This is a genomic window from Pradoshia sp. Z5_111 (assembly GCF_058267535.1).
The window spans coordinates 173,200-199,051 of record NZ_JBZCPQ010000003.1 but is presented as its reverse complement, the minus strand read 5'-3'; the positions used below and the strand labels follow the sequence as shown (position 1 = coordinate 199,051).

Below are 25,852 nucleotides of genomic sequence, written 5' to 3'. Positions count from 1 at the left end.
TGTTTAAAACAAGTAGAAAGAAGTTTATTAGATAAATAAATAATAGATTGGAGATATGAAAAATGGGAAAAGCACTGATTATTGGTTGTGGCGGAGTAGCCTCTGTGGCGATAAACAAATGTGTACAAAACAGTGAGGTCTTTGAAGAGATTTGTATTGCAAGCCGTACTAAGTCCAAATGTGATGATTTAAAAGCTAAGCTTGACGGCGGTAAGACAAAAATTACAACGGCTCAGGTGGATGCGAATAATGTGGATGAGCTAATTGCTTTAATAGAAGAAGTAAAACCGGATATAGTTATGAACCTTGCCTTACCATATCAAGATTTAACGATTATGGATGCCTGTCTTGCAACTAAAACTCATTATATGGATACAGCTAATTATGAGCCTGAAGATACAGCGAAGTTTGAATATAAATGGCAATGGGATTACCGTGAGCGCTTTGAAGAAGCGGGTATTACTGCACTGTTAGGTAGCGGATTTGATCCGGGCGTTACAGGTGTATTCTCAGCCCATGCCTTAAAACATCATTTTGATGAAATTGAATACATTGATATCTTGGACTGTAATGCAGGTGACCATGGATATCCTTTTGCAACAAACTTTAATCCTGAAATAAATATCCGTGAAGTAACAGCAAACGGGTCCTATTGGGAAAATGGCCAATGGGTAGAAACAGAGCCGATGGAAATTAAACGTACGTACAATTTCCCTGAGATTGGTGACAAAGATATGTATCTATTACATCATGAAGAAATTGAATCCCTTGCGTTAAATATTCCTGGCATTAAGCGGATTCGTTTCTTTATGACATTTGGGCAAAGTTATCTCACTCATTTAAAATGTCTTGAAAATGTCGGGATGACATCTATTGAGCCAATCGTATTTGAAGGGAAAGAAATCATACCTCTTCAATTTTTAAAAGCAGTACTTCCAGACCCTTCTTCACTTGGTCCGCGTACAAAAGGAAAAACGAATATTGGCTGTATTTTCCGCGGTAAAAAAGATGGGAAAGATAAAACGTATTATGTGTACAATGTTTGTGATCATGAAGCATGTTACAAAGAAGTCGGATCACAGGCCGTTGCTTATACAACAGGAGTTCCAGCAATGATTGGTGCGATGATGGTTATGAACGGGACTTGGAACAAGCCTGGTGTTTACAATATTGAGGAATTTGATCCAGATCCATTTATGGAAGCATTGAATAAATGGGGACTTCCTTGGCAAGAAAGCTTTGATCCGGAGTTAGTAGACTAAGATGCGCTTTGAACAATTACCAACACCTTCTTATGTGGTAGATGAAGGTCTACTCGAGAAAAACCTGAGAATTTTAAAGGGTGTAATGGATCGGACCGGATGTAAAATTATCCTGGCACAAAAAGCATTTTCTATGCATGCAATGTATCCGTTAATCGGTCAATATTTGAGTGGGACTGCTGCGAGCGGATTGTATGAAGCAAAGCTTGGCTATGAGGAGATGGGAAAGGAAAATCATGTGTTTTCCCCAGCCTACCGTGAGGATGAGATAGATGAAATTATCTCTATTTGTGATCATATTATCTTCAATTCCTTTTCACAGCTTGAGAGATTTGGGGATAAAGTAATCCAGGCAGGTAAAAGCATAGGCCTCCGTATTAATCCAGAATGTTCGACTCAAGAGGGCCATGAAATCTATGATCCATGCACTAGAGGATCCAGATTTGGGATAACGGCTGAGGAATTTCGTCCAGATTTGCTGGAAGGGGTATCGGGATTACATTTCCATACGCTCTGTGAACAGGATTCGGATGCCTTGGCACAAACCCTGGATGCTGTCGAAGAGAAATTTGGGAAATGGCTGCCGCAAATGGAATGGATTAATTTTGGCGGGGGCCACCATATTACAAGGGATGGGTATAATATCGGCCTGCTGGAGGACTGTATTACCCGTATGCAAAAGAAATATGATTTGGAGGTTTATCTTGAACCGGGTGAAGCAATTGCTCTTAATGCCGGATTTCTTGTGACAACGGTTCTAGATACATTAAAGAATGATGTGGAAATTGCGATCCTCGATACTTCAGCGTCCTGCCATATGCCGGATGTGCTAGAAATGCCATATCGCCCTCCGCTTCTCGGTAGTGGTGAACCCGGTGAAAAGACATATACGTACAGATTAGGCGGTCCAACCTGCTTAACTGGAGATGTTATTGGAGATTATTCTTTCGATCAGCCGTTAAAAAGTAATGACCGATTGGTTTTTGGGGATATGGCGATTTATTCGATGGTTAAAAACAATACATTTAACGGAATGGCCTTGCCGACAATTGCTGTACAGGACAAGAATGGTGAATGCCGCATTTTGCATAAATTTAATTATATGGATTTTAAAAATAGATTATCTTAAATAGGAAAAGCCAGATTCCAATGTGAGTCTGGCTTTCTTCTATAGAAAAATATTATATAGAAGAAACTCGTATATAAGTTTTCTACAATTTTGATTAAAGAGGGATATGTTTGAATGTAAAGGTGTTTTTAATACTTTTGTAGAATTACTTTAAATAAAGAACAACTGAAAACTGGTAAGGGGTGAGACGGAATGGAGAACAATGAGGTTATCATGGTTGAGGAACGAAGTAATAGTAAAATGAATTTCCCATTTATATTAAAGATTGTTGGGATTATTGCGCTATTGATTACCGTTATTTCCTTGGGTGCAGGGTTGTATAAATTGTATGTGTATGAAAGTCCCTATAGTAAAGAGGAAATGGCCGACCAAGGATATGAAGAAATTTTCAATGAGAAGAAGGCTGTTAATGCATATAATTTATATGATGTGCAGAATTTATCGGTGAATGCCGGAATGGCTACAGCGTATTTTACATTAGCAATTTTGTTTAGCATCCTTGGAATAGGAGCTTTTGTAATGGCTGAAATGATTAAACGTAATGCAAGATTGACAGTAAATAAATCGGTTTTATAAAAGATAATATATTTTTGATTTTAATACATAGGTGATACAAAGGTGTATCCAAGGTGCTATCTCAAGCCTATCATACACCTATGTCATAGCTATCCCAGGTTAAAGGTGTTGAATAGAAGTTCCATAGTCTCCACGGAGGCTATTTTTTATTTGATTATCGTATATTCATAGATTAATTGAGCGAAAAACGAAGTGGATTGAGCGAATTACAAAATTATTGAGCTTACTCATCAGAATATGAGCGAAAATGAAGATTATTGAGCGAAACAAAGATTTTATGAGCGAATATTTATTGTAATGAGCGGAAATTTTAGGCTATGTGCTATTTAAAATATAAATGAGCGAAACTTATAATCTTTGAGCGAATTATATTTTAACTTTATAGCAAATCAGTAATAGGGTATTAAGCAAATACTGGATAAGTCTATGTGAAAAGGGTAATGGAATAGTGTCCAGTTATTTTGGAACTAGATTTTTGTGACTATCAAAGGAGGATATACATGTTTAGAAAATCAGGTTTCATTTCCTTAGTGGCTGCTCTATTTTTAGTATTGGGAGCTTGCTCTCAATCTAATGAGGAAAATAAGCCACAGGAGAATAATAAAGAATTAAATAATGATACACAACCACAGGATGAAGAAGTAGATCATCATGACGGTATGGACCATTCAGGTTCTGGTGAGGTTCCGGAAGATTTAAAAGTGGCTGAAAATCCCAAATTTAAAGTTGGAAGCCATGCAATCCTTAAAGATGGACATATGGGAGGTATGAAAAGTGCTGAAGCCACCATCATTGGAGCTTATGACACAACCGCATACAGCATTTCTTACAATCCGGCTACAGGTGGGGAAAGGGTGAAAAATCATAAGTGGATTATTCATGAAGAAATAAAAGATAGTGGAGAGGAACCTTTGCAGCCTGGTGCAGAAGCCATTACGACTGCCTCTCATATGGAGGGAATGAAGGGTACTACTGTAAAAATTGAATCAGCTCAAGATACGACTGTTTATATGATTGATTACAAACCAACAACAGGTGGGGAAAAAGTAACTAATCACAAATGGGTGACGGACGACGAATTAGTGCCTGTTGAATAATTGCTCGCGTTATCCGTGCCAAACGTTTAGTCTGTTAAACCTTAAAAGGCACCTATCATACTGGTAGGTGCCTAAAATAATATCCTCTATTTAAACTCTTTAATAGCTTTATCTTTTCATAGGTAAACGAAACATAAACGTGCTTCCATTATCTAATTCACTTGATACATCGATGGTTCCGCCGTGCAGACTGACAATCCATTTTACAATCGACAAGCCAAGACCTGTATTGCCGTTAGAAGTTGAGGTCCGAGAAGAATCGATGCGATAAAAACGATCCCATATTTTATTGATATGCTCTGGACTAATGCCAATTCCATTGTCCGAAACCTCACCTATCACATGATTATCCTGCTGATATAATTTAATCTTTACATATCCGCCAGGCTTTCCATAGGCAACCGCATTCGTAATCAGGTTCATAAGTAATCTCATGATTAACGTTTGATCTGCTTTTATGAGTAGATTATCCTCTAGGTCTGTAATTATATCAATATCAGCTTTATCAGCCATATAGGTTAATTCTTCAGCTACCATTTCTGTTAGCTCACTAATATTAAGCCTTTCAAATAGAAAATGGTCCATATTCTGCTGATCGACTCTGGCCAGTAAAAGTAATTGCGAAATGAGAGAGGACATTTTTTTGGATTGTTTTAGAATGACCTCAAGGGATTCCTTTACTTCTTTTGAATCATTAATTTGAGATAAGGCGTATTCAGATTGAGAGATGATGACAGAAGTTGGTGTTCTTAATTCATGAGAGGCATCAGAAGTGAATTGTTTTTCATTCTCAAATGAAGATTGCAATCTATCGAACATTCGATCAAAGGTCTGTGCCAAAGCATGAATTTCATCATTTGATTCCTTAAGGTTAATACGTTTTGATAAATCTTGTCCATCGTTAATTTCGCTGACTGTATCAATCATTTTTTGTACGGGACGAAAGGCTCTTTTCGTAATAGAATATCCGCCGGCAGCTGCTACAATAATAAGGAATGGAAAAGCAATTAGCGTCACTAGTAAAATAGTGTTCATGGCAGACGATAATTGATCTAATTGATAAACGCCACGAATCCATATCTCATCATTAAATTTTTTATATGCGTGATCATATAATAGCCATTCCTGTCCATTCTGTTCAATGGTTTGAAGTCCATCCTTCTTCATTGGTGTGTCCCCGTTAAATCCAGATGGAACATTCCCTTCCAGTAAAGTACCGTTTTTATCGTAAATTAAAAGAGTAACCCCATCATCATAATACTCAAAATCATGATCTACCTCTAAATGTCCGTTTTCGTAATCTATATCTCTAAAACCTTCTTTTACAGATTCCTCGAGTTGGTCCTGGATATTTAACAGAAGAATTTTATCGGAAGAGGCCAAAATAATACTTAATACCATTGCCATAATAATTACAATCAGGCCGGTATACCAAAGCGTGATCTTCATTTTAATAGATAGTTTTCTCATGACTCTATCCTCAATACGTAGCCAGATCCTCTAATGGTATGGATAAGCTTGACCTCAAAATCCTTATCTATTTTCTTTCTTAAATAACGAATATAAACATCAACGATATTCGAACCGCCTTCATAATCATAATTCCACACATGCTGTTCAATATTATCTCTAGACAATACAATATCTTTATTGCGAATCATATATTCCAAAATCGCAAACTCCTTGCTGGAAAGGTCAATATTTTTACCCTGCCGCGTTACCTTATGGGTATTGCAGTCCACTACTAAATCGCCCATTTCATAAACGTTGGATGTGTTGCCTGATTGCCGGCGCATTAACACCCGTATTCTGGCCAGTAATTCATCGAAGGCAAAAGGTTTAATTAAATAATCATCCGCGCCTAAATCCAGTCCTTTGACTCGATCTTCAATCGTATCTTTTGCGGTTAATAATAAAACAGGAGTACGATTTCCTTCATCTCTTATATGCTGCAAAACTTCCAGCCCATTTACTTCTGGAATCATAATATCCAACACAATCAAATCATAAGAAGCCATGGAAATATAATCGAGTGCATCAGCTCCATTTCCACATGCGTCTACACTGTAATTTTCCACTTTCAAACGGTTTGCGAGAACGTTTTGTAAATCTTTTTCATCTTCGACTATGAGAATCCGCATGTTTATTCTCCTTTTCTTCTATTTAATATATTTTACTATAAGTCACGTTTATTAAAAAAAGATGAGAAACCATTCTTTATTTATTAATGTTCCTTTAATGTTTACCCATTATGATGAAGTCAAGATCTAGGAAAAGAATAAAAGACAGGAGGGGAGTCGACATAATTAATGGAATGAAAATAAGTGCCTGTTTTGGTCAAATGGTCTCATGTTCTTCGTAAATTAAAAATCTTAATCAATTTTATTGACCAATTAGACCAGTTTGAAGATTAACTAGAAAAGGAAATTGAATATAAACGATAAAAAGGAGAGATAGACATGCTAACAAAATACAAAAACATGGTAGTAGAAAATAAAAAGAAAATAATAGGCAGCTTTATTGCAATCGTTATCCTAGGAATTGCGATAGTAGGTGGGTATGTTGGTATGGGTTATTACTACGCAAATAAGAACGATAACTATACAGAAGCACAGATTAAAGAAATTGCTTTGGAGCAAATTGATGGAGAAGTCATCAGCGTTCAAAAAGAATTCGATTTGGAAGATGAGCGTATTACCCGTTCTGAATACGAATACGATGTTGAAATTAAAACTTCAGAAAATCTTTTGAAAACAATTACTGTAAAAGGTAGAACAGGTACTATAGAGATTGATGATGATTTTGACGATGATCATATTTCTCGTTCCGAATATGATAATAAAAATTAAATTCATGAAAATTTCTTAAATACAACCAACGTAAGAGGAAGAAAAGGTCTAATTGAATTAAATAGATTTAGAAATCAGGAGACTCCACCAAAAGAATTATCTATTTGGGAGTCTCTTTTTTTGAAATGAATAAGTAAAATTCTGGTATTATGATATAAAAGATATTTGGATACAGGGGGAGAGGCTATGTACCAATATTTTAATGGCTTAGTCATCCGGGAGGGGATAGAAGGAGTCCCGGATGAAAGTGTAGAAACTCTTTTTATAGATGCAGGCTGGGCGAGAAACACACCAGATTGGCAGAAAGAAAAATTCTCATTAATATTTGAAAACTCCACCTGGGCTTATACGGTATGGGATTCCAACCGAATGATTGGAATGGTTCGGGTTATTTCGGACAAAATAATGGTCGCTACTATAATGGATTTAGCCGTTTTAACTGAATATCGTGGAAAGGGTATTGGTAAAAAATTAGTTGAACTATGTGTTCAAAAGCTTCCTCATGGAGATTGGTTCGCGCATACGTCTGCTGATAATTTCAGTTTCTATGAAAAGTGTGGATTTGAAGTCAAAGACCTATCCCAAAATGGAACGTGCGTTTATTATGGATATATACAAGCCCGAAAAGAGGGGCATAGATAAATAAAAACAAAGCTAACACCAACTAGAATCACAGAGGATTTAGGGTGTTAGCTTTATTTAGTTGATTCTATTTGGTACCGTTTCTCTGAATCATTCCAGTTTACTGTGTTTTTTTCAAGAAGAATGAAAGAACGACATTTATGATAGCTAAAATTAAACTGATCTTAAATACAAATGATGAACCAGTAGCTGCAGCAGTTGTTAAATCATTGGCTGCACCGGATAAGTAATCAGCTTGTTTCATAGAGAATAGAGATACCATTACCGCAATACCAATAGCTCCGGCTACTTGCTGAGACGTTTGTGTAATGGCAATACCATCTGGATAATATTGTCTAGGCAATGCGTTTAGTGTGTTTGTTTGTACGGAAGCTAAGACCATACCAACACCTAACATCATCACAATATGTGTCAATACCATTATCCAAAGAGCAGTATCTGTTCCATACGATGCATACAGTCCATATCCAATGACAACAAGGATTGTACCTGGAGTAATTACGGCACGCGGTCCGTATTTGTCGAATAATTTACCAATTAACGGTGCAAGTACACAGTTGATTAAACTGCCGGGAAGCATCATTAAGCCTGTTACAAATGCTGAAACGATAAGGGCCATTTGCATATACATCGGTAAAACAACAAGCATGGATAGCATGTTAAGGAAGGTAATAATATTCATTACAAGACCTAATACGAACATTGGATACTTAAATGCTTTCATGTTTAACATTGGGTGTTCCATCTTAGTTTGACGGATGCAGAAGAATACCAGTGCAATTAAGCCAACAATGATGCTCCCTAATACGGTTGAACTTGTCCAACCAAGATCTCCGCCGACACTCACACCGTATACAACACCGCCAAAACCAATTGTCGATAATACGACGGATAAAATATCAATGGATACATTGCGAATTTCGTTGACGTTCGGAATAAATTTATAGCCAAAGATTAAAGAAAATAATAAGAATGGAATCGTAAACCAGAAAATCCAATTCCAAGATAAGGTGTCTAAAATCATACCGGCTAGCGTTGGTCCAAAAGCAGGGCCTGCTAAAATAACTAATCCCATTGTTCCCATGGCCGCTCCACGTTTATTTGGAGCGAATATAGTGAAAATAACACTTTGTGTTAACGGTAGAATAATAGCTAATCCTGCTGCTTGTATGACACGGGCTGTTAGAAGCACGCTAAATACCGGTGCCAATGCAGCTAAAACTGTTCCGATAAGGGAGAAAAATAAAGACGCCATGAACATTTGGCGTGTTGTGAATTTTTGCATTAGAATACCTGTAACTGGTACTAAAATACCAAGTGTTAAAAAGTAGCCTGTTGCCAACCACTGAATGGTTGTTGCATCCACACTAAAAATCTGGCTTAATTCACCTAATGCAATATTTAAAGCTGTTTCACTAAAAAGCCCGACAAATCCTGCTACCAAGAGGGCAGCCATTATCGGTCCCGTTTTGATTTGTTTATTCACTTGTTATAACTCCTCTAAAAATAAATTATTCGTAATTTCGAGATTGCTCTCAGGGAGAAACGCATTTGTAGAGCAAAAATCCCCCTTCATTGGAAGCCTCATTACTAAAGAAACAGGATAATCCAGAATCTTCCGAAAAAAGATTCGATAAAACCTTTGATTATAAAATTTTCTCAATTAAAATCAGACTCTTACAAACATACATACTTAAACTATATTAGGGTGAATCTTCACTCACCTATATTTGCTAACTGTAAAGCAAGTCATTGTCTCTATGTTTTTTAGTCATTGATTCGTTGTTAATCACTCCACTTGGGCATTAATTATTGATAATTTGAGATAAATCCAGTATTCGCAAGTAGAATCATACTTCTTTCAAATGGTGAGAGAACGAAACTTTTGGCTTGTTTCGTAGGATCCAACACCTGTATATCCTTTTGGCGGGATAGTCCATTGCATTCGAAATAATCAGCAGTTTTGTATCCCTCCTGTTAGTACACCTCCACCATACTAACCAGTCAGTCTGTTTTTCACTATAACAAAATATTTCTTCTTGTGTAAGTAATTTGTTTTTTTGTGACAATATTTTTTATAATTGATCTTTTTATGGATTAGGAGTGTTATGCATGAGGGTAAAAAAGAAACCTTGCTATACCAAGGATGAATCAGTATATAAATCTATTTGAAATGTATCCCCTTACATGTATAGCAGGGTAAACACGCACTAAATTAGGAAGTGGATTGTATTTTTAGGTAATTCATATACTGAATAATATTATTTCAAAATAATAAAAAGTGATGGCTAGATTAACTGGTTAGTAGTGATGGTTTAATACAGGGGGAAGTTTATTCTATCTAAATTAAACTATTGAAAAATATTCATTGATAGGCAGTTCCCAATTTATTATCCTTTGAATACCTATTTCAATACTGACCACCAAGAAAATATTAAATAAAATCATCCTGTGATACATTATTATTTAAGATGTAAAATATTTGAAATCGTAGTGATAATGAGGATATTTTCAAATAGATAATTCTACTTACCTGACCAGTGGATTCCTCATTGTACTTTGGCAAATAAAGTGTCGACAGATAAGTTAGCTGAAGCATTTCACTATTGTCTGAATAGCCATCAAACCATAGTAGGCGAGATGAGAGAAGTTGCTCTTATTCAATTGGCTGATGAGGGTATAGCCAGTGTTCATGCACCGATTATATTCTCGAAAAAACTAGGTTTGTCAGGTCAAAGATATTAGGTGTATTGCATGCATTAACGCAAATAGATACAGATAGTATTCGTTCAACGTTTTAAGAAAGGTATACATAAATAAGCGAATTGTAAAAAAGGGGATGTAATGACCGAATGGCTCAATGGGAAACAAGAATAATTGAAACATCTCGAGGTGATTTTGAGATTTTTGTTAAAGGTGAAGGGTTTCCACTTTGTGTTACTCATCATTACTCAGAGTTTAATGATACAGGGGATTACTTTGCCGAGGCCTTTACTAAAACAAATAAAGTATTTCTAATAAACTTAAGAGAAGCTGGTAATTCAGAGAAAGCTTATGAGCCTTATCAGCTAAGTATGTTGGAAACGATATTTGATTTAGAGGCCATTCGTGAAGAATTAGGATTTTCTAAGTGGGGGTTTGCAGGGCATTCCACAGGAGGTATGTTAGGGATTATTTATGGGATTTACTATTCAGAACATCTTGCCTTTACTATAATCGTTGGTGCAGCAGCGAGAGAGTATATGACGTTTTCTGAGGATTGCATTTATAATCCCAAGCATCCTAGCTTTAAGAGGATGCAGGAATTAAACGAATTCTTAAAGCGTAAGGATATTCCATCAGGTGAGAGAAATAAACTTAAAATAGAAAGGACAAAACTATCCTTACTTGTATCTGAAAATTATAGTAAATATTTTTCACAAACTATTTACAAAGAGATATCTGCAAGTAGAATGAACTATTTTAATAGAGAAGTTCAAGTTTATGATGTTACGAGAAAATTGGCATTCATACATACTCCGACGTTAATAATTTGTGGAAGATATGACGTACAATGTCCAATCATGTATTCTATGGAACTTAGGGACTCTATACCAAATTCAAAATTAGTTATTATGGAAGAAAGTAATCACTATCCATTCCTAGAGGAAGCTCAAAAATTTAATAAGGAATATCATGTATTTATAAACGAAAAGGTTCTGCTTTCTGATTAAATAAAGTACATCTTTAAGAACTGTATAGAATAAAAAAAGGATTAACGGCATTAGGAGTCGAAAAGCTATAGTAATAGGTTGTTACTAGGACATAAGGAGTATGGAATCATGCTGAAGATACTGCGTTATGTTTTTTCAACGTTAGTTTTAATATTTGTATTATACGGATTTATTACAAGAAGCTTTGCGTACCAACCATTTATGATTTTTTTCTTAGGGTTAATGATGTTAATCATTGGATTAGAAGAATATCAAAAAGGACGAAAACTGATTAGTTGGGTGGGTGTAGGTGGTTTTTTATTTGCTATGTATGTAGCTATTGAAGTTTTTACACTGAATTAACAATCTGAGGTACTGCAGTAGTACCTTTTTGGCGCTTTCAGATTTATGATCAATATGTGATCACTTCTTACATTTCAGATTATATTGTGAGTAATCATATTGTTTAGAGATCTGGCATAAACTGATCCATATCCACAGTGGTAAAAAAATCCTAAATAAATTGACAAGAAAATGTACTCATGTTAAATTTATCCTTAATTAAAGAATTTTGAATTCAAGATAAATGTATTCGAATTAAAATCTCGAATTCAAAATAAAAATATATTGGAGGAATAAAAATGGCGAAATATATAGTTGATCAGTCTCATTCAACAATTGGCTTTGCAGTGAAACATATGATGGTATCAAAGGTAAAAGGAAAATTTGATTCGTATACAGCAGATATTGAAGCCTCGGATTTGACAGATTTGACAACAGCTCAAATTGCATTTCAATTTAATCCAGCAAGTATTAACACTTTTTCAGAGGATCGTGATACACACTTGAAATCTGCTGAATTTTTTGATGTGGAAGCATATCCGACAATCGAATTTAAATCTACAAGCATTACAAGAGCTGGGGATGACTATAAAGTAACTGGTGATCTGACTATTAAGGATGTAACAAAGTCAGTTACATTCGATGTTGAATTTGGCGGAAAAGGGAAAAATCCTTGGGGAGTTGAAGTATACGGTTTTGAAGGGGACGCGAAGATTAACCGAGAAGATTTTGGTCTTACTTATAATGCAGCACTTGAAACGGGCGGCGTTTTAATTGGTAAAGATATTAAAATAGAAATAGAGTTAGAGATTAACCCGGCAGCATAAGTTTAAGTGTTCTTCTAAAGGGAAAGAAGAAAGAATGATGATGTCTTCTAAAGTGGGTAATTTAAGAGTGAATCTCCTCTTCTTTTTACCTGATATCTCGAATTCGAGATAAATAGTTAATGGGGGTATAGGTATGATAGTGCATGAATTAAAAGGATTGCATCACGTAACTGCCATTACGAGCAGTGCAGAAAAAATTTATGAATTCTTTACAGAAGTTCTTGGTGTACGTCTGGTGAAGAAAACCGTCAACCAGGATGATATTAAAACGTATCATTTATTTTTTTCAGATGATGTCGGCTCCCCGGGTACAGATATGACCTTCTTTGATTTCCCTGGTATCCCAAGAGGAATCCATGGAAACAATGAAATTTCGAAAACATCTTTCCGTGTTCCAAGTGATGGAGCTCTAGATTATTGGATTAAACGGTTTGATAAATACAATGTTAAACATACAGAAATTCAAGAATGGTTCGGTAAAAAAACAGTGTCTTTTACTGATTTTGATGATCAGTCATATCAACTAATTTCTGATCAGAATAATGATGGAGTAGCTACCGGAACGCCTTGGCAAAAGGGTCCTGTCCCATTGGAATACGCTATTACAGGATTGGGTCCAATATTTATTCGTACCTCTAATTTCGATTATTTAAAAAAACTAATGGAAGAGGTTTTGTTGTTTAGAGAGCTAGACAGCCATGAATCTTATCATTTGTTTGAAATGGGCGAAGGAGGCAATGGAGCACAGGTTATTGTAGAACACAATACAACTCTTCCACAGGCACAACAAGGCTTCGGTACAGTTCACCATGTGGCATTTCGCGTGAATGACCGTTCAGAGCTGAAGGATTGGCAAGTACGTTTGCAGGCATTTAATATACCCAATTCTGGCTATGTAGAACGTTATTATTTTGGTTCACTCTATGCAAGAGTGGCACCGCATATTTTATTTGAATTTGCAACGGACGGTCCTGGGTTTATGGAGGATGAACCATACGATACGCTTGGAGAAAAATTATCCTTGCCGCCATTTTTAGAAGAAAAACGAGAACAAATCGAAAGTATCGTACGATCCATTGATACAGTTCGCAGTACCTTAACATTTGAAAAAGAATACTTGTAAAGAGTAAGAACAGCATAATCAGCCATCCATTATAAACAACTAAGCGAGGTAAAAATCCTCAAGGATATTTATTGTATAAGAAACTAACTCAGGGCTAATCGAAATTTTCGATTAGCCCTTTTATTTGTAATAGTGAATCCAGTTTTCTATTTAAGTAAATTAGATTATTTAAAAATTGTTACAATATTTTTGTAACTATTACAATTTTATTTAAATTATACCAAATTCATGTTATGATATCTGAGTTAACAAATAAAGCCATTTTTGATTAAATTTTATTTATTTTAGAATAATTTGAAACCGTTTGCGTTTAGGGGTGAGAGTATGGCGGTAGATCCGAATGCACCAATTTTTAATATGGCAATGCGCACAGCAGATATGCTCGTTAAAATGTTTGGGCCGCGCTGTGAAGTGGCGGTACATGATTTTGCAGATTTAAAAAAATCTGTTGTCTATTTAGCAGGAAATGTTACAGGAAGAGAAATAGGCAGTCCATGTACGGATCTAGTATTAAATGAATTGACTAAACCTGTATCTGACATAGAGGATATTCCAAACTATAAAACCAGACTGATAAATGGAATCGCAATGAAATCATCGACCATTTTTCTACGGGATGTAGAAAATAATGTTATTGGGGCTATTTGCATTAATTATGATATTTCAATGATGATTCAATACGAGGCAGAAATTCAGGATTTCATTTCTTTCACTGAAACTGAAGAAAAATCTGAAAACTTTTATTCGACCGTACAGGAAGTCATTCAAGATATGGTTGATCAAGTTTTATCCGGCTTTAAGAAAGCGCCATCCATGCTGAGTCTGGAAGAGAAAATAGAATGTGTAAGATTATTGCAGGAAAAAGGTGCTTTCCTTATTAAAGGTTCAACAGACTACTTAGCATCCGTTTTAGGAGTCTCGAAGTTTACAATCTATAATTATTTGCAAAAAATACGCACACAAATAGATTACCAATTAGAATATCAGGTGAAGTAAAGGAATCTATTACTTGTTGCTTAAGGTTTTGCACTATTTAGCTAAGCTTCTAATAGAATAAAAGCGATGGGGCTTTGTGAAATTACCAGAAGAAAATTTAGCTAACTAAAAAGCAGATTGAAAAAGGAGAAAAACATAATGAAGTATCGATCAGCATTTGATATAATTGGTCCGGTTATGATTGGCCCATCCAGTTCACATACAGCAGGAGCTGCCAAAATAGGAAGAGCAGCCAGAACCATATTTAGCAAACAACCAAAGCGAGCAATCATTTCGTTATACGGTTCTTTTGCAAAAACCTATAAAGGTCATGGAACAGACTTAGCCTTAATTGCTGGTCTACTGGATTTTGATACCTTTGATGAGCGGATTCCAGATGCATATAAATTCGCGGAACAGGCAGGAATGGAAGTTCAATTTCTGGTTGAAGAGGCTGTAGTTGAACATCCCAATACAGTTAAAATAAATTTGTTTGATGATGGAGATAAAAAGTTAGAATTAGTCGGCATTTCCATTGGTGGTGGAACAATTGAAATAACTGAAATAAATTCGTTTAAATTAAAGCTGTCAGGTGGGCAGCCAGCTATATTGGTTATTCACAGGGATCAATTTGGGCTGATATCATCGGTTACAAGTGTATTAGCTGAAAATGAGATTAATATCAGCCATATGGAGGTTTCGCGTAAAGAACGCGGAGACATCGCAATTATGGTTATTGAAATGGATCAAAAGCTTGATGAAGGAATCGTAGAAGAGCTTAGTTCATTGCCAAACGTAAACCATGTAATCCGTATGTAAAATTAAATATTGACAGCAAGAGGAGGAAAGAATATGTTTCGAAATGTGGCCGAGCTTGTACAGCTGGCGCAATCCAATAATGTTAAAATTTCCGAAATTATGATTAGGCAGGAAATGGAAGTGTCCGAGCGATCAAGAGAAGATATTATTGCTCAAATGGATGAGAACCTCGCAGTTATGGAACGGGCGGTAGAGAGAGGTCTTAACGGTGTTAAATCTCATTCTGGATTAACCGGAGGAGATGCGGTGTTACTACAAAACTATATTAATTCAGGTAAATCTCTATCTGGTAAACTTTTATTGGATGCTGTCAGCAAAGCAGTGGCAACCAATGAAGTAAATGCGGCAATGGGAGTTATTTGTGCCACACCGACAGCAGGTTCAGCCGGTGTTGTTCCCGGTACATTATTTGCCGTCAAAGAACAGCTTAATCCGACTAGAATGGAAATGATTGAATTCTTATTTACTACAGCGGCGTTTGGTTTTGTAGTAGCGAATAATGCATCCATTTCTGGTGCAGCAGGAGGTTGCCAGGCAGAAGTTGGATCAGCTAGTGCCATGGCGGCAGCTGCCATAGTCGAGATGGCTGGTGGAACACCGCAGCAATCCGCAGAAGCTTTTGCAATTACTATGAAAAATATGCTTGGTCTTGTATGTGACCCAGTTGCTGGGCTCGTTGAAGTTCCGTGTGTTAAACGAAATGCGATGGGAGCTTCAAATGCAATAACAGCAGCTGACATGGCGTTGGCGGGTGTAACAAGCCGTATCCCATGTGATGAAGTAATCAGTGCGATGTATGAAATCGGAAAGTCCATGCCATCTGCATTACGGGAAACAGCAGAAGGTGGACTTGCAGCCACTCCAACAGGTCGCAGATTGGAAGAAGAAATCTTCGGAAAACCAAAAGCTAAATTAGTAGATTACTTGTTGGCAAAATAATGAGAAGCGCCTGTCCGCATCAGGTTAAGATGCAGGCAGGCGCTTTTTAATTGTTTGGGATAGTGATTCTGAAATTGAATGCGATGGAATTCATTAATCCTCTTTATATGGATCAATAATCATGTAAGGTCTCATCATGTCATAATCTTCATGTTCTAGTACATGACAATGCCAAACATACAAGCCGCTGTATGGGGAGAAACGCATGATCAAGCGAGTAATCTCTCCAGGAGGGACAGCTACTGTGTCTTTCCAACCGTATTCATTTGGCTTTGGAGGCTGTGCAGGTCCAGTAAAGATAATGGTTCGGTCCTTGTTATAACGCTCCAAATCAAATGGTCGGCGATCAAGTATTTGAAATTGAATTAAATGAATATGAATCGGATGAGTAACGTTGGTTAGATTCATTAAACTCCAAATTTCAGTCGTATCTAAGCGTGGTTTTTCTGTCACTGGATCCATCCACATTTTATTATCGAGTAAAAGCAGAGTACGGCTGTATTGGTCGGTGGTACTTACCAATTTGAGGTTGCGAATGGCTGAAATGTTGCTGTGTTTTAAAGAGGGTATATAAGATAATCTGGTAGGAATACGGCTTTTGTCCTGGCTGGAAAGTGGCTGATTTACCCTGAATTGAAGGATATCGCCTGTTTGATCAGCTGGGTCTGCATTAGGTCCAAGATTATTTTTTAGTGTGATGGTTTTGCCTTCATATTGGCTGAAATCGATGATGACATCCATTCTTTCTGCAGGTTCAATAAGAATGCTATCCATCATTACTGTTTTTGGTAATAAACCGCCATCAGATCCAATTTGATAAAAAGATTGTCCGGAATCAAGTTCCATTTGGTAAGCTCGTGTATTCGAACCATTCAAAATACGGAAACGATATTTACGTGGCTCCACTTCTAAAAACGGCCATACTTTCCCATTTACAAGAATAGTGTCTCCAAGAAAGAATGGTCTGATGGAAGGATTTGGTAAACCTTCGGCAGGATTATTCGGCTGGCTTGGGTAAAATAAAGAGCCATCTTCATTGAATGTCCGGTCCTGTATCAATAGGGGAATTTCAAAGGAACCGCTAGGAAGTTTCAACGATTTTTCTTGTTCATCTCGAATAATATACATCCCGGCAAGACCGGCATATACATTCAATCTGGTAATGCCCATGGCGTGGTCATGATACCAGAGGGTAGCTCCACGCTGATTGTTTGGATATTCATATACTTTCCTTGTGAAAGCTTCGCCAACTTCCTTGAAATTATTTGTAAACCAGGCATCCGGGTATCCATCACTATCGGGGCGGGTTTCGCTGCCATGTAAATGTGTAACTGTTCGAACCTCCGGCATATGTTCTAAATGATGGAATGTTTTATCAACAGGAAGAAAGTGCTTGTCGGGAAGATTATTCTTCCATTTAACCTTTACAACCTCTCCCTGCTTGGCTTCTATAGTAGGGCCGGGATATTGGCTATTATAACCCCATAAGCGAGTTGGCGGTAAATCTCGGTGTAGCTTTTGTTTAAACTCCTGCATTCTTACTTCATAATACGTTCCGTTTCGACCAGTCTCCTGGGGATTCAGGGTTTTCATAATTTGGAGTGGATCCACGAACTTTTCCAGTTTTGGACTCATGTTGTCGGTCTCCTTTTTACAATATACATTAGACTATGATGAACAGGATGGTTTGAAATGGTCATTTGGACCAGTAAAGAGAGATAAATTAGTGAGAATAGCGGAGCGGGGATCGTTTAAAGAAAAAGTATTTAAAATTTTTAGCAATAAAAAAGGGAACAACAGACTGGCTGAAGTTCCCTGAATCTATTTATTTGAGTACCTTCCACAAATCAGTTCCAGTTGAGAATGATGAAGCAATAAATGAAACCGAAAATGAGAAGACTGCTGAAATGCCTGCTTAATTTTGCTAAAATAAGGGTAATTATGCTGAAGGAGCTTAGAAATGGCTATCCAAATCTTTATATTAAGCAAACTGATGGAGGATAATAATTATCCTTATAAATTAAAAAAGCAGCTTTCAGAGCCAATTCCATTGGATCAATTAGGTGGATTAACAGAAAGCAAACTGTACTATCACTTTGAATCGTTGGTTAAACAGGGATTGGTTGAACAAGTAGAAATTATAAAAGAGGAACATCGTCCGGATAAACAAGTTTTTGCGATTACAGATAAGGGACGTGAAGAGCTTCCTAAGAAAATATACAAACTGTTAGAAAATGCTGAGGATATCAGTGATATGATAGTAGGTATAGCCAATATCAGGTATGTCGATCGTGATCGGGTTCTAGCTATTCTCAATAAGAAATCAGAGCATATCCGTTCTCAATGGATGCATATTAAAGATTTTGAAAAGAAAGTTGAAGTAGACGAAGAAAACAAGAATCTTGTAGAGTTTATAGGGGAGTATGTGACCGCTAGAGTAGATCATACTATTTACTGGCTGGAAGAGTTAATTAAACAGATTCAAAAGGGGAAAATAAATTAACTAGGTCTAGCTCTTTATAGAAAAATACAAGGTGAAATTTAATGCAGCTCAAGTGTTGGAGGATACTAACATTTGAGCTGCATTTTGTATGATTGCCTAATAAACCAGAGTTTTTGAACCTTTAGATGGAGACGTTCTAATCTATTCTTTTATATTTCTACTAAAAGTGGACCTGGTTCAAATGATGTAGTGTAAATCATCACCATTGGATTTTTGTTAACAGGTACCTCGAATGTTATTTTAAATTTAACGTGGCCTCCTTGGCCTGGTTGAAATCCATTCCAGTTTTTCTTCTTTGGTATTTCTGTTTCAATTGGCTGATATTCCTTTCCATCTGCATCAATTATCTTAAATCCAGTTGCTTTAAGGTTTAAGTTGTTGTTTTCTTCTTCTTCCTCATTTTTTATATCAGCCGTAATAGATATATATTCCATTTCTTTTGCAGGGGTTTTTTTTAAAATAGAAAAGAATTATCATTCACCATACAACATTAGATAACTGCTGTTATTAAAAATTCTGGTAGAAATATAGGATAAATTTCATGTATTTTTTTTGAAAAAAGAGGTTTAAAACTTAGAAATACCATATCATTTGCAATCTTTTTAACCTGTAATTTATAGTAATAATAGAAGTTGTTTATAATTATTATAGATTGAAATTAATTCCAAAGATGGTACTCCTTAATACTGTATATTCATCATACAGGGGTTATAAGGAGAGCTATTAAAAGAGGAGGTTTTCAGTATGGCAGAGAACAAAGATCATAATGGTTCAAAGAAAGAAGAAATGAAACGCGAGACTTTGACAACTCGTCAGGGCCATCCAGTAACGGATAACCAAAATATCCGCACAGTCGGAAATCGTGGACCTGCAACACTTGAGAACTATCACTTTATTGAAAAGATTTCCCACTTTGACCGTGAGGAAGTACCTGAGCGTGTCGTTCATGCTCGTGGTGCAGGAGCATTTGGATATTTCGAAACATATGGAAAAGTTGGCGATGAGCCAGTAGAAAAATATACTCGTGCAAAAGTATTTTCCGGTGCTGGAAAACGTACCCCATTAATGGTTCGTTTCTCTACAGTGGCAGGTGCAAAAGATTCATCTGAAACAGCACGTGATCCACGTGGATTTGCTGTTAAAATGTATACAGAAGACGGTAACTGGGATTTGGTTGGGAACAACCTTAAAATTTTCTTTATCCGTGATGCAATGAAATTCCCTGATATGATTCATGCATTTAAAGTGGATCCAGCTTCAAACGTGGCAGATCCTAGAAGGATGTTTGATTTTGTTTCCCGCACACCTGAAGCAACACATATGATTACATTCCTATTCTCTCCATGGGGTATTCCAGCAACATACCGCCACATGCAGGGATCTGGTGTAAATACGTATAAATGGGTAAATGATAAAGGCGAAGCAGTGTTGGTTAAATATCACTGGGAGCCAAAACAAGGAATTCGTAACTTGACACAAGAAGATGCAGATTCTATCCAGGCTAAAACAACTGCCCATGCAACACAGGATTTATATGAAGCGATTGAACGTGGAGAATACCCTGAATGGGAGTTATATGTACAAATTATGGAGGATGATTATCATCCTGAACTTGATTTTGATCCTCTTGATGATACTAAACTATGGCCAGAGGACAAATTCCCATGGTTGCCAGTTGGTAAAATGGTATTAGATCGTAATCCGGTCGATTATCATGCTGAAATTGAACAAGCTGCCTTCGGTACTGGAGTTCTTGTTGATGGTATGGATTTCTCAGACGATAAAATGCTGCAAGGACGTACATTCTCCTACTCTGATACACAACGTTATCGTGTAGGACCGAACTATCTTAAATTGCCAGTGAATGCACCAAAAGTGCCAGTTCGCACTAATCAGCATCGCGGCCAAATGGATGTTCGCGATCCAAAAGAATCCGGAGATAATCCGCATATTAACTATGAGCCATCTATGGTTGGCGGATTCCAGGAAGCAAGTAAAGAAGAACGTCCGCAACACCGTCCAACATACAATGCTGCAGTCATGAGTGAACCAATTGACCGTCCTAACAACTTTGGTCAAGCAGGTGAAACATATCGCAGCTTTGAGGATTGGGAACGTGATGAGTTAATTAACAACCTATCCAATGCTCTTGCAATTTGTGATAAACGTATTCAAGATGCCATGGTGGAATACTTCACTCAAGCAGATGAAGAATATGGACGCCGTGTAAGAGAAGGCATCGAAATGAAAATGAAAGAATTAGCAGAAATGAAGGAAGAATCTGCAGTACCAGGCCGTGAAGCAGGTAAATCCAGATTCGGTCAAGGTACGGCAGCAGCAATGGAAGCAACAAAAGATGCTGTGAAGAAAAGCCATGAGGCTGATCCATATTAATAGATGGACTAAAAGAAACTGCCAGTCAATTTGACTGGCAGTTTTTTAATGACGATTTGTTATTGAAGCAATAGAAGTAGTTAGAGATAAATGATAGAAAGAGAGGATTCCCTTTATTAAATCGCCTTCCCAATATGATAATTAGGAACTTTGGTTTTCAGAATCTTCATACATGATTTCGTTCATATCTTCAATCAATTGCTTCAAGTCTTCCTGATGTCTTAATGCAGCAAAACGCAAAGAAGATACAAATAGAGGATAAATATAAGTGAGGCTGATAAATTCTAGATAATCATTGAGATTACTGGCCTCTTCGGGATCTATAGCCACCCCTGTTGAAATCATATAATCATAATCTTCTTCTGCAGCATAAGCGATTTCAAACATTTGGTGACCAGCATCATTATTAGCTTGTTCTGCCACTTTTTCCATTTCCTCCATTAAATAATCAATATTGACGCTTAAATAGAGGGCAGCTTGCGGAAGGAAATTATAATCAGCATAGAGTACTAAATAACCGTCTCCTTCACCTTCTTCCCAGATTGGATACAGGGTAGGTGATAATCCTGGAAAGGGAAAATCGGGTACTTCCTCAAAATGAAAATATGTTTGCTTAGCTCTTTTCCCATAGCTTACTAGATCTTCATAACTGATCTCTTCAGCCAGTTTTCCACTAACAGAATTTCCTTGCCCAGTTTTAATCATCGCTCTTTTCATTAGCCTTCCACTCCTTTGTAATTTGTTCGTTTATCCCTTTTTCCAGCGTGCTAATCATAGAAAATATTGAACATGTGTTTGGCAACAAATTAAAACTACTGAGGTGTTTATCTCTAGCTCATCTTTAAAAAGCTAAAATCTAACCTAAATAAACGTCATTTCATGGGATAGGAAGGAATGACTTTTTTAGTGATGTAGTATTGTATTTTAAATTGATTGGCAAACTTATGTAAGATCCTCAAGGAGTACAGTCTAGCAGAGCAAGATTGCTAAGATTTGTATTCTTATTTGTTAATATATGTAATATTGTGACATCTGAGAAATCAAAGATAAAGAGAATCTACGAAAATCAATCAATATTTTGGAAAATATTTAATTAAAATAGATAGCATTATAAAATTGTAAAAGAATTGTTGGTATACGCTGGCTTGCAAAACCTTGTGAGGGCTCTTTCATTTTTTAAATGACTATAAATGTTAACAATTACAGAAATATAAATCTATTAGTATGTTAAAATATTCCTGTATAGAATTAGTGTACAGGAGTTGAAAAGATGAAAAAAGCTTTATTTATCATGATCAGTTTATGGTCCATTTTTTTGTTGATGGGATGTAATTCGGAAGAGGAAAGTAAAGAAGAAGGACAGGATATAAGGGAAATGGTTCAAGATTATAGTACGGGGAGTTTTGATAATGTCTCTGCGTCCATTACATCACATAAGTTAATTGTGAAGGATGATAAGGAGAAGTCTTATGATCTTCCTGCGGAAGAGTTTTTTGTTTCCATTGCACCCTATGTTAAAGAGACTCATCCATGTGAAATCCACAGTTTAACAGGCTGCCAGGGGGAACTGGTTAATAAGGATTTCAATGTATATATTCAAGATGAAGATGGCAAGGTCATTATTGATGAACCCATGACGTCCTTGGAAAATGGGTTTATAGATATATGGTTACCACGGGACAAAACATATCAGGTAAGAATTAACTATGGAGAAAAAACATCAGAAACGACAATTTCCACCTTTAAGGACGATAATACCTGCATTACTACCATGCAATTAATATAGGTGTCTATTCTAGTATTGAAGAATTATGGTTGAAATGTTTTTTTATCTTTACATTTGAACTATCGGATATAAATTAGATTTACTATTAACAAATTCATAAAAGTAATGTACAGAGATTCTATCCCTTTAGCAAAAGTAAAATCCGCCCGTGCGAAAAGAGGGGCGGATTTTTTTTAATAATGCTAGTATCTATTTGGTTACAGTGCTTATAAATCATTTAACGAAATAATATCCCCGCTCGAGGCGCGTACTCCATAATGACAATCTAATAGTCCGCATAATATATATTTATTTTGCTGAGAATCAAAGACATAACGAGGTGTCAGCTCAAAATGATCTTTAATTTTTTGATAAGCTTCGTTTTTATTGATCAAAACTTCTTCTGAACAAGAAAAATGGTCAAATTGTTCAATAAATAGTTGATTATCTACGTAATTAATAGCTTGCAAACTCTTCGCATCAAAAATAACCATAAGCTTTCTATGAAAAACACATTTAGTGTCTTCTTGATTTAACCGTAATATTGCGTGGATGTATCCCTGATCACGGTGCAGAGTTTTCAATGTCCAATTTCCTGATTCATTTGAATACATCTGGCGCAAAAATTCAGTGACCCCTACTATACAATTTTCTTTCTCAGCTTTACTAATTGGAAATGAATCCGGGCTCTGCTCATTGGATATAGCTTGTTCGAATGATACATCCCAACTCAAATTAAGTTCCTGTCTTTCAAATGGTTTTAGGCTGGGTTCATCCCAATAAATAGATTTATTTATTTCCAAGGGTCTCATATCTCTGTTGAAATCAAATGGGATGACAGATTTCTGTTCGTTAGTAACATAAATTTCTTCCATGCCATAAACGGGGATGAGTTGTTCCGATTCAAAGGATGGGAAATTGAGTAACTTTAATTGGTTCCATGCAAGGTGTTCTATTGATTCAAGAGATAGTGTGTATGCTTCTTTCTTTACCATATCATTGGATGGAAATAGACCATATTTGGAGTAGAGGGTGAGGTTACCATTATGATCTGTAATTACTTTAATATGACCTGAGGGAGATAAATATATATCATCAAAGCATGCTTCAAAGTTAAATTCCCCATTTTCTTCTTTATGAAATTTAAAGTGCTTCCCATATGACAAACCAGTTTCTTGTTCAATCCAGTTTACAACGGTGTCTCTATTAACTTCAGTAAATCTAATACCATTTGCAAAAGATATATCGCCTACAAAAATTACTCTCTCATATTTTAGGCTATTGAGATCTAATTCAATAACTGCAGTACCCACAGGGTTAAGATCATCTTCCTCTTGTTCCTCCGCATGATTAGGAAACCACTCCATCTCAAGGAAATATACCGTCTCATTTAAGATATTTAACTTGCGAGACAATGAATGTCGTTTCAGATAATAGTTATCCAAACCAAATTTAACATTTGTAGAATCAATTAATTTGTTTATTTTTATATTCATATTTTGCACCTACCCCTTTATAAACAAAACGCATATTACTCTAATTATACAGAAGAGTGAGCTTTGTTTGTAAATTAATTGTTCTGCAATTATGAGTTATGACAGTAATTCATATAAAACATAGATAAATAGTTGGAATTAACTATTGACGCAACGTTTGGATAAATTGTAAGATTATTCTTAATCATTAATTTGATAAAAATACTCGGGATTAAAAAATTTAGCGGTATTTGAGGTGTTCAAATGACAGAACGATTTTATGACCAATTAAGTAAAGACTTTGAGGAGATGGTTTCATGGAGGAGATATTTACATCAAAATCCGGAATTGTCATTTCAGGAGTCCCACACTGCTAAATTCATTGCAGATAAGCTGCGAAGCTTTGGGATCAACGTGAAGGAACAGGTTGGAGGAAATGGAGTGATTGGTGTTATTGAGGGCAATCAACCTGGAAAAACCATTGCCTTTCGAGCTGATTTTGATGCTTTACCAATCCATGATGAAAAGAACGTTGAGTATAAATCAAGTGTTGACGGAGTCATGCACGCTTGCGGTCACGATGGACATACATCGGCTTTACTTGCGGTAGCGAGAGTATTAAACAATCATCGCAATCAATTAAAAGGGAAAGTAGTTTTATTATTTCAACATGCGGAGGAGAAACCACCAGGCGGAGCAAAATTTATGATAGAAGACGGTGCTTTGGATGGTGTGGATTTCATCTTTGGTGGGCATCTGGCGACTGATTTGCCTGTGGGGAAGATTGCAACAAGACCGGGTCCTGTCATGGCATCTGTTGACGCTTTTAAAATTACCTTGCAGGGGAAAGGAGGACATGGTGCAAGACCGCATCAAACTATTGATAGTGTAGCAATTGGGAGCAGGTTGGTTACTCATCTGCAGGAGATCGTCAGCCGCCGCGTTGATCCAGTTGAACCGGCTGTTGTAACGGTTGGAAGCTTTCATGCAGGAAATGCCTTTAATATCATTGCAGATTCGGCTGTTTTGGAAGGAACTGTTCGTGCTATGAATTCAGGAGTCCGTCAACAAATCGAGTCCGAGATTCGTGTCATTCTGGATGGAATAAAGGCTGCTGACAGAATAGATTATTCGTTAGAGTACGTCCATGGATATCCTGTCCTGGTCAATCATAAAGAGGAAGCCTTATTAATTGAAAAATTAGTGAAAGAAACGATTTCTTTTGATGCTTTTGTTGAAAAAGACATCGTCCTTGGAGCAGAGGATTTTGCTTATTATCTGGAAGAGAGGCCAGGGGCATACTTCCATGTTGGAGCGCATAATGAACGGGCAGAAACACAGTACCCTCACCATCATCCGCGATTTGATTTTGATGAAAAGGCATTGCTGCAGTTAAGCCGTATATTTCTACAATTAGCCAATCATTATTTAGTAACAGACTAG

General features: G+C 36.5%; 25 protein-coding genes. 18 read left to right on the top strand and 7 right to left on the bottom strand.

All coding sequences use genetic code 11. The features are described 5' to 3' along the window. Nucleotides 1-62 precede the first annotated feature (62 nt). From AC4D4A_RS07850 to AC4D4A_RS07835, 4 genes are all read left to right on the top strand, one after another. Nucleotides 63-1,262, top strand: coding sequence for a saccharopine dehydrogenase family protein (locus AC4D4A_RS07850; RefSeq protein WP_490995388.1), 1,200 nt, complete (start codon nt 63-65; stop codon nt 1,260-1,262). Nucleotide 1,263: 1 nt separating this feature from the next. Next, complete coding sequence (nspC, locus tag AC4D4A_RS07845) at nt 1,264-2,391, top strand: carboxynorspermidine decarboxylase (RefSeq protein ID WP_490995387.1); 1,128 nt, start codon at nt 1,264-1,266, stop codon at nt 2,389-2,391. A 192-nt stretch (nt 2,392-2,583) separates the two neighbouring features. Then, on the top strand, nt 2,584-2,967 hold the full coding sequence (locus tag AC4D4A_RS07840) for a hypothetical protein (RefSeq protein ID WP_490995386.1): 384 nt from the start codon (nt 2,584-2,586) through the stop codon (nt 2,965-2,967). 500 nt (nt 2,968-3,467) lie between these two features. Then, nucleotides 3,468-4,064, top strand: a complete 597-nt coding sequence (locus AC4D4A_RS07835; protein ID WP_490995385.1) for a YdhK family protein — start codon at nt 3,468-3,470, stop codon at nt 4,062-4,064. Between the two features lie 108 nt (nt 4,065-4,172). Here AC4D4A_RS07835 and AC4D4A_RS07830 read toward each other — a convergent pair whose 3' ends face one another. Next, nucleotides 4,173-5,534, bottom strand: coding sequence for a sensor histidine kinase (locus AC4D4A_RS07830; RefSeq protein ID WP_490995384.1), 1,362 nt, complete (start codon nt 5,532-5,534; stop codon nt 4,173-4,175). Then, nucleotides 5,531-6,205, bottom strand: a complete 675-nt coding sequence (locus tag AC4D4A_RS07825; RefSeq protein ID WP_490995383.1) for a response regulator transcription factor — start codon at nt 6,203-6,205, stop codon at nt 5,531-5,533. Before AC4D4A_RS07825 ends, AC4D4A_RS07830 begins: the two co-directional genes overlap by 4 nt. Before the next feature lie 318 nt (nt 6,206-6,523). Between AC4D4A_RS07825 and AC4D4A_RS07820 the strand changes: the two genes are divergently transcribed. Next, entirely contained in the window at nt 6,524-6,913 is a 390-nt protein-coding gene (locus AC4D4A_RS07820) for a PepSY domain-containing protein (RefSeq protein ID WP_490995382.1), read from the top strand. Nucleotides 6,914-7,099: 186 nt separating this feature from the next. Next, complete coding sequence (locus tag AC4D4A_RS07815; protein WP_490995381.1) at nt 7,100-7,555, top strand: GNAT family N-acetyltransferase; 456 nt, start codon at nt 7,100-7,102, stop codon at nt 7,553-7,555. 100 nt (nt 7,556-7,655) lie between these two features. Here the strand turns inward: AC4D4A_RS07815 and AC4D4A_RS07810 are convergent, their stop codons facing one another. Continuing rightward, nucleotides 7,656-9,041 (bottom strand): DHA2 family efflux MFS transporter permease subunit, encoded by a 1,386-nt coding sequence (locus AC4D4A_RS07810; protein ID WP_490995380.1) that lies wholly within the window; start codon nt 9,039-9,041, stop codon nt 7,656-7,658. A gap of 1,073 nt (nt 9,042-10,114) precedes the next feature. Between AC4D4A_RS07810 and AC4D4A_RS07805 the strand changes: the two genes are divergently transcribed. The 8 genes from AC4D4A_RS07805 to sdaAA all read left to right on the top strand — a co-directional run bounded on the left by AC4D4A_RS07805 (nt 10,115) and on the right by sdaAA (nt 16,272). Beyond that, nucleotides 10,115-10,300, top strand: a complete 186-nt coding sequence (locus AC4D4A_RS07805; protein WP_490995379.1) for a hypothetical protein — start codon at nt 10,115-10,117, stop codon at nt 10,298-10,300. A 107-nt stretch (nt 10,301-10,407) separates the two neighbouring features. Then, a complete protein-coding gene (locus AC4D4A_RS07800) occupies nt 10,408-11,268 on the top strand; it encodes an alpha/beta fold hydrolase (RefSeq protein ID WP_490995378.1) in 861 nt (286 codons plus the stop codon). Between the two features lie 108 nt (nt 11,269-11,376). After that, nucleotides 11,377-11,610: a DUF3953 domain-containing protein gene (locus AC4D4A_RS07795; RefSeq protein ID WP_490995377.1), complete on the top strand. Its 234-nt coding sequence runs from the start codon at nt 11,377-11,379 to the stop codon at nt 11,608-11,610. 278 nt (nt 11,611-11,888) lie between these two features. Then, nucleotides 11,889-12,416: a YceI family protein gene (locus AC4D4A_RS07790; RefSeq protein ID WP_490995376.1), complete on the top strand. Its 528-nt coding sequence runs from the start codon at nt 11,889-11,891 to the stop codon at nt 12,414-12,416. 139 nt (nt 12,417-12,555) lie between these two features. Further along, entirely contained in the window at nt 12,556-13,539 is a 984-nt protein-coding gene (locus AC4D4A_RS07785; protein ID WP_490995676.1) for a ring-cleaving dioxygenase, read from the top strand. A gap of 324 nt (nt 13,540-13,863) precedes the next feature. Continuing rightward, nucleotides 13,864-14,535, top strand: coding sequence for a helix-turn-helix transcriptional regulator (locus AC4D4A_RS07780; protein WP_490995375.1), 672 nt, complete (start codon nt 13,864-13,866; stop codon nt 14,533-14,535). 138 nt (nt 14,536-14,673) lie between these two features. Next, a complete protein-coding gene (gene sdaAB, locus AC4D4A_RS07775) occupies nt 14,674-15,333 on the top strand; it encodes an L-serine ammonia-lyase, iron-sulfur-dependent subunit beta (protein WP_490995374.1) in 660 nt (219 codons plus the stop codon). 33 nt (nt 15,334-15,366) lie between these two features. Continuing rightward, entirely contained in the window at nt 15,367-16,272 is a 906-nt protein-coding gene (gene sdaAA, locus AC4D4A_RS07770; protein ID WP_490995373.1) for an L-serine ammonia-lyase, iron-sulfur-dependent, subunit alpha, read from the top strand. Nucleotides 16,273-16,365: 93 nt separating this feature from the next. Here the strand turns inward: sdaAA and AC4D4A_RS07765 are convergent, their stop codons facing one another. Continuing rightward, nucleotides 16,366-17,907 (bottom strand): multicopper oxidase family protein, encoded by a 1,542-nt coding sequence (locus AC4D4A_RS07765; protein ID WP_490995372.1) that lies wholly within the window; start codon nt 17,905-17,907, stop codon nt 16,366-16,368. A 325-nt stretch (nt 17,908-18,232) separates the two neighbouring features. Here AC4D4A_RS07765 and AC4D4A_RS07760 point away from each other — a divergent pair, with 325 nt between their 5' ends. Then, nucleotides 18,233-18,775, top strand: coding sequence for a PadR family transcriptional regulator (locus AC4D4A_RS07760; RefSeq protein WP_490995371.1), 543 nt, complete (start codon nt 18,233-18,235; stop codon nt 18,773-18,775). Nucleotides 18,776-18,924: 149 nt separating this feature from the next. Here the strand turns inward: AC4D4A_RS07760 and AC4D4A_RS07755 are convergent, their stop codons facing one another. Beyond that, a complete protein-coding gene (locus AC4D4A_RS07755; protein ID WP_490995370.1) occupies nt 18,925-19,209 on the bottom strand; it encodes a DUF4352 domain-containing protein in 285 nt (94 codons plus the stop codon). A 310-nt stretch (nt 19,210-19,519) separates the two neighbouring features. Between AC4D4A_RS07755 and AC4D4A_RS07750 the strand changes: the two genes are divergently transcribed. Then, the gene (locus AC4D4A_RS07750) at nt 19,520-21,169 is read left to right on the top strand and encodes a catalase (protein WP_066101268.1); all 1,650 of its coding nucleotides are present in this window, start codon (nt 19,520-19,522) and stop codon (nt 21,167-21,169) included. A gap of 141 nt (nt 21,170-21,310) precedes the next feature. Here the strand turns inward: AC4D4A_RS07750 and AC4D4A_RS07745 are convergent, their stop codons facing one another. Then, complete coding sequence (locus tag AC4D4A_RS07745; protein ID WP_490995369.1) at nt 21,311-21,886, bottom strand: hypothetical protein; 576 nt, start codon at nt 21,884-21,886, stop codon at nt 21,311-21,313. A 553-nt stretch (nt 21,887-22,439) separates the two neighbouring features. Here AC4D4A_RS07745 and AC4D4A_RS07740 point away from each other — a divergent pair. Continuing rightward, a complete protein-coding gene (locus AC4D4A_RS07740) occupies nt 22,440-22,955 on the top strand; it encodes a CueP family metal-binding protein (RefSeq protein ID WP_490995368.1) in 516 nt (171 codons plus the stop codon). A 206-nt stretch (nt 22,956-23,161) separates the two neighbouring features. Here AC4D4A_RS07740 and AC4D4A_RS07735 read toward each other — a convergent pair whose 3' ends face one another. Beyond that, entirely contained in the window at nt 23,162-24,430 is a 1,269-nt protein-coding gene (locus AC4D4A_RS07735) for a hypothetical protein (RefSeq protein WP_490995367.1), read from the bottom strand. A gap of 243 nt (nt 24,431-24,673) precedes the next feature. Between AC4D4A_RS07735 and AC4D4A_RS07730 the strand changes: the two genes are divergently transcribed. After that, entirely contained in the window at nt 24,674-25,852 is a 1,179-nt protein-coding gene (locus AC4D4A_RS07730; protein ID WP_490995366.1) for a M20 metallopeptidase family protein, read from the top strand.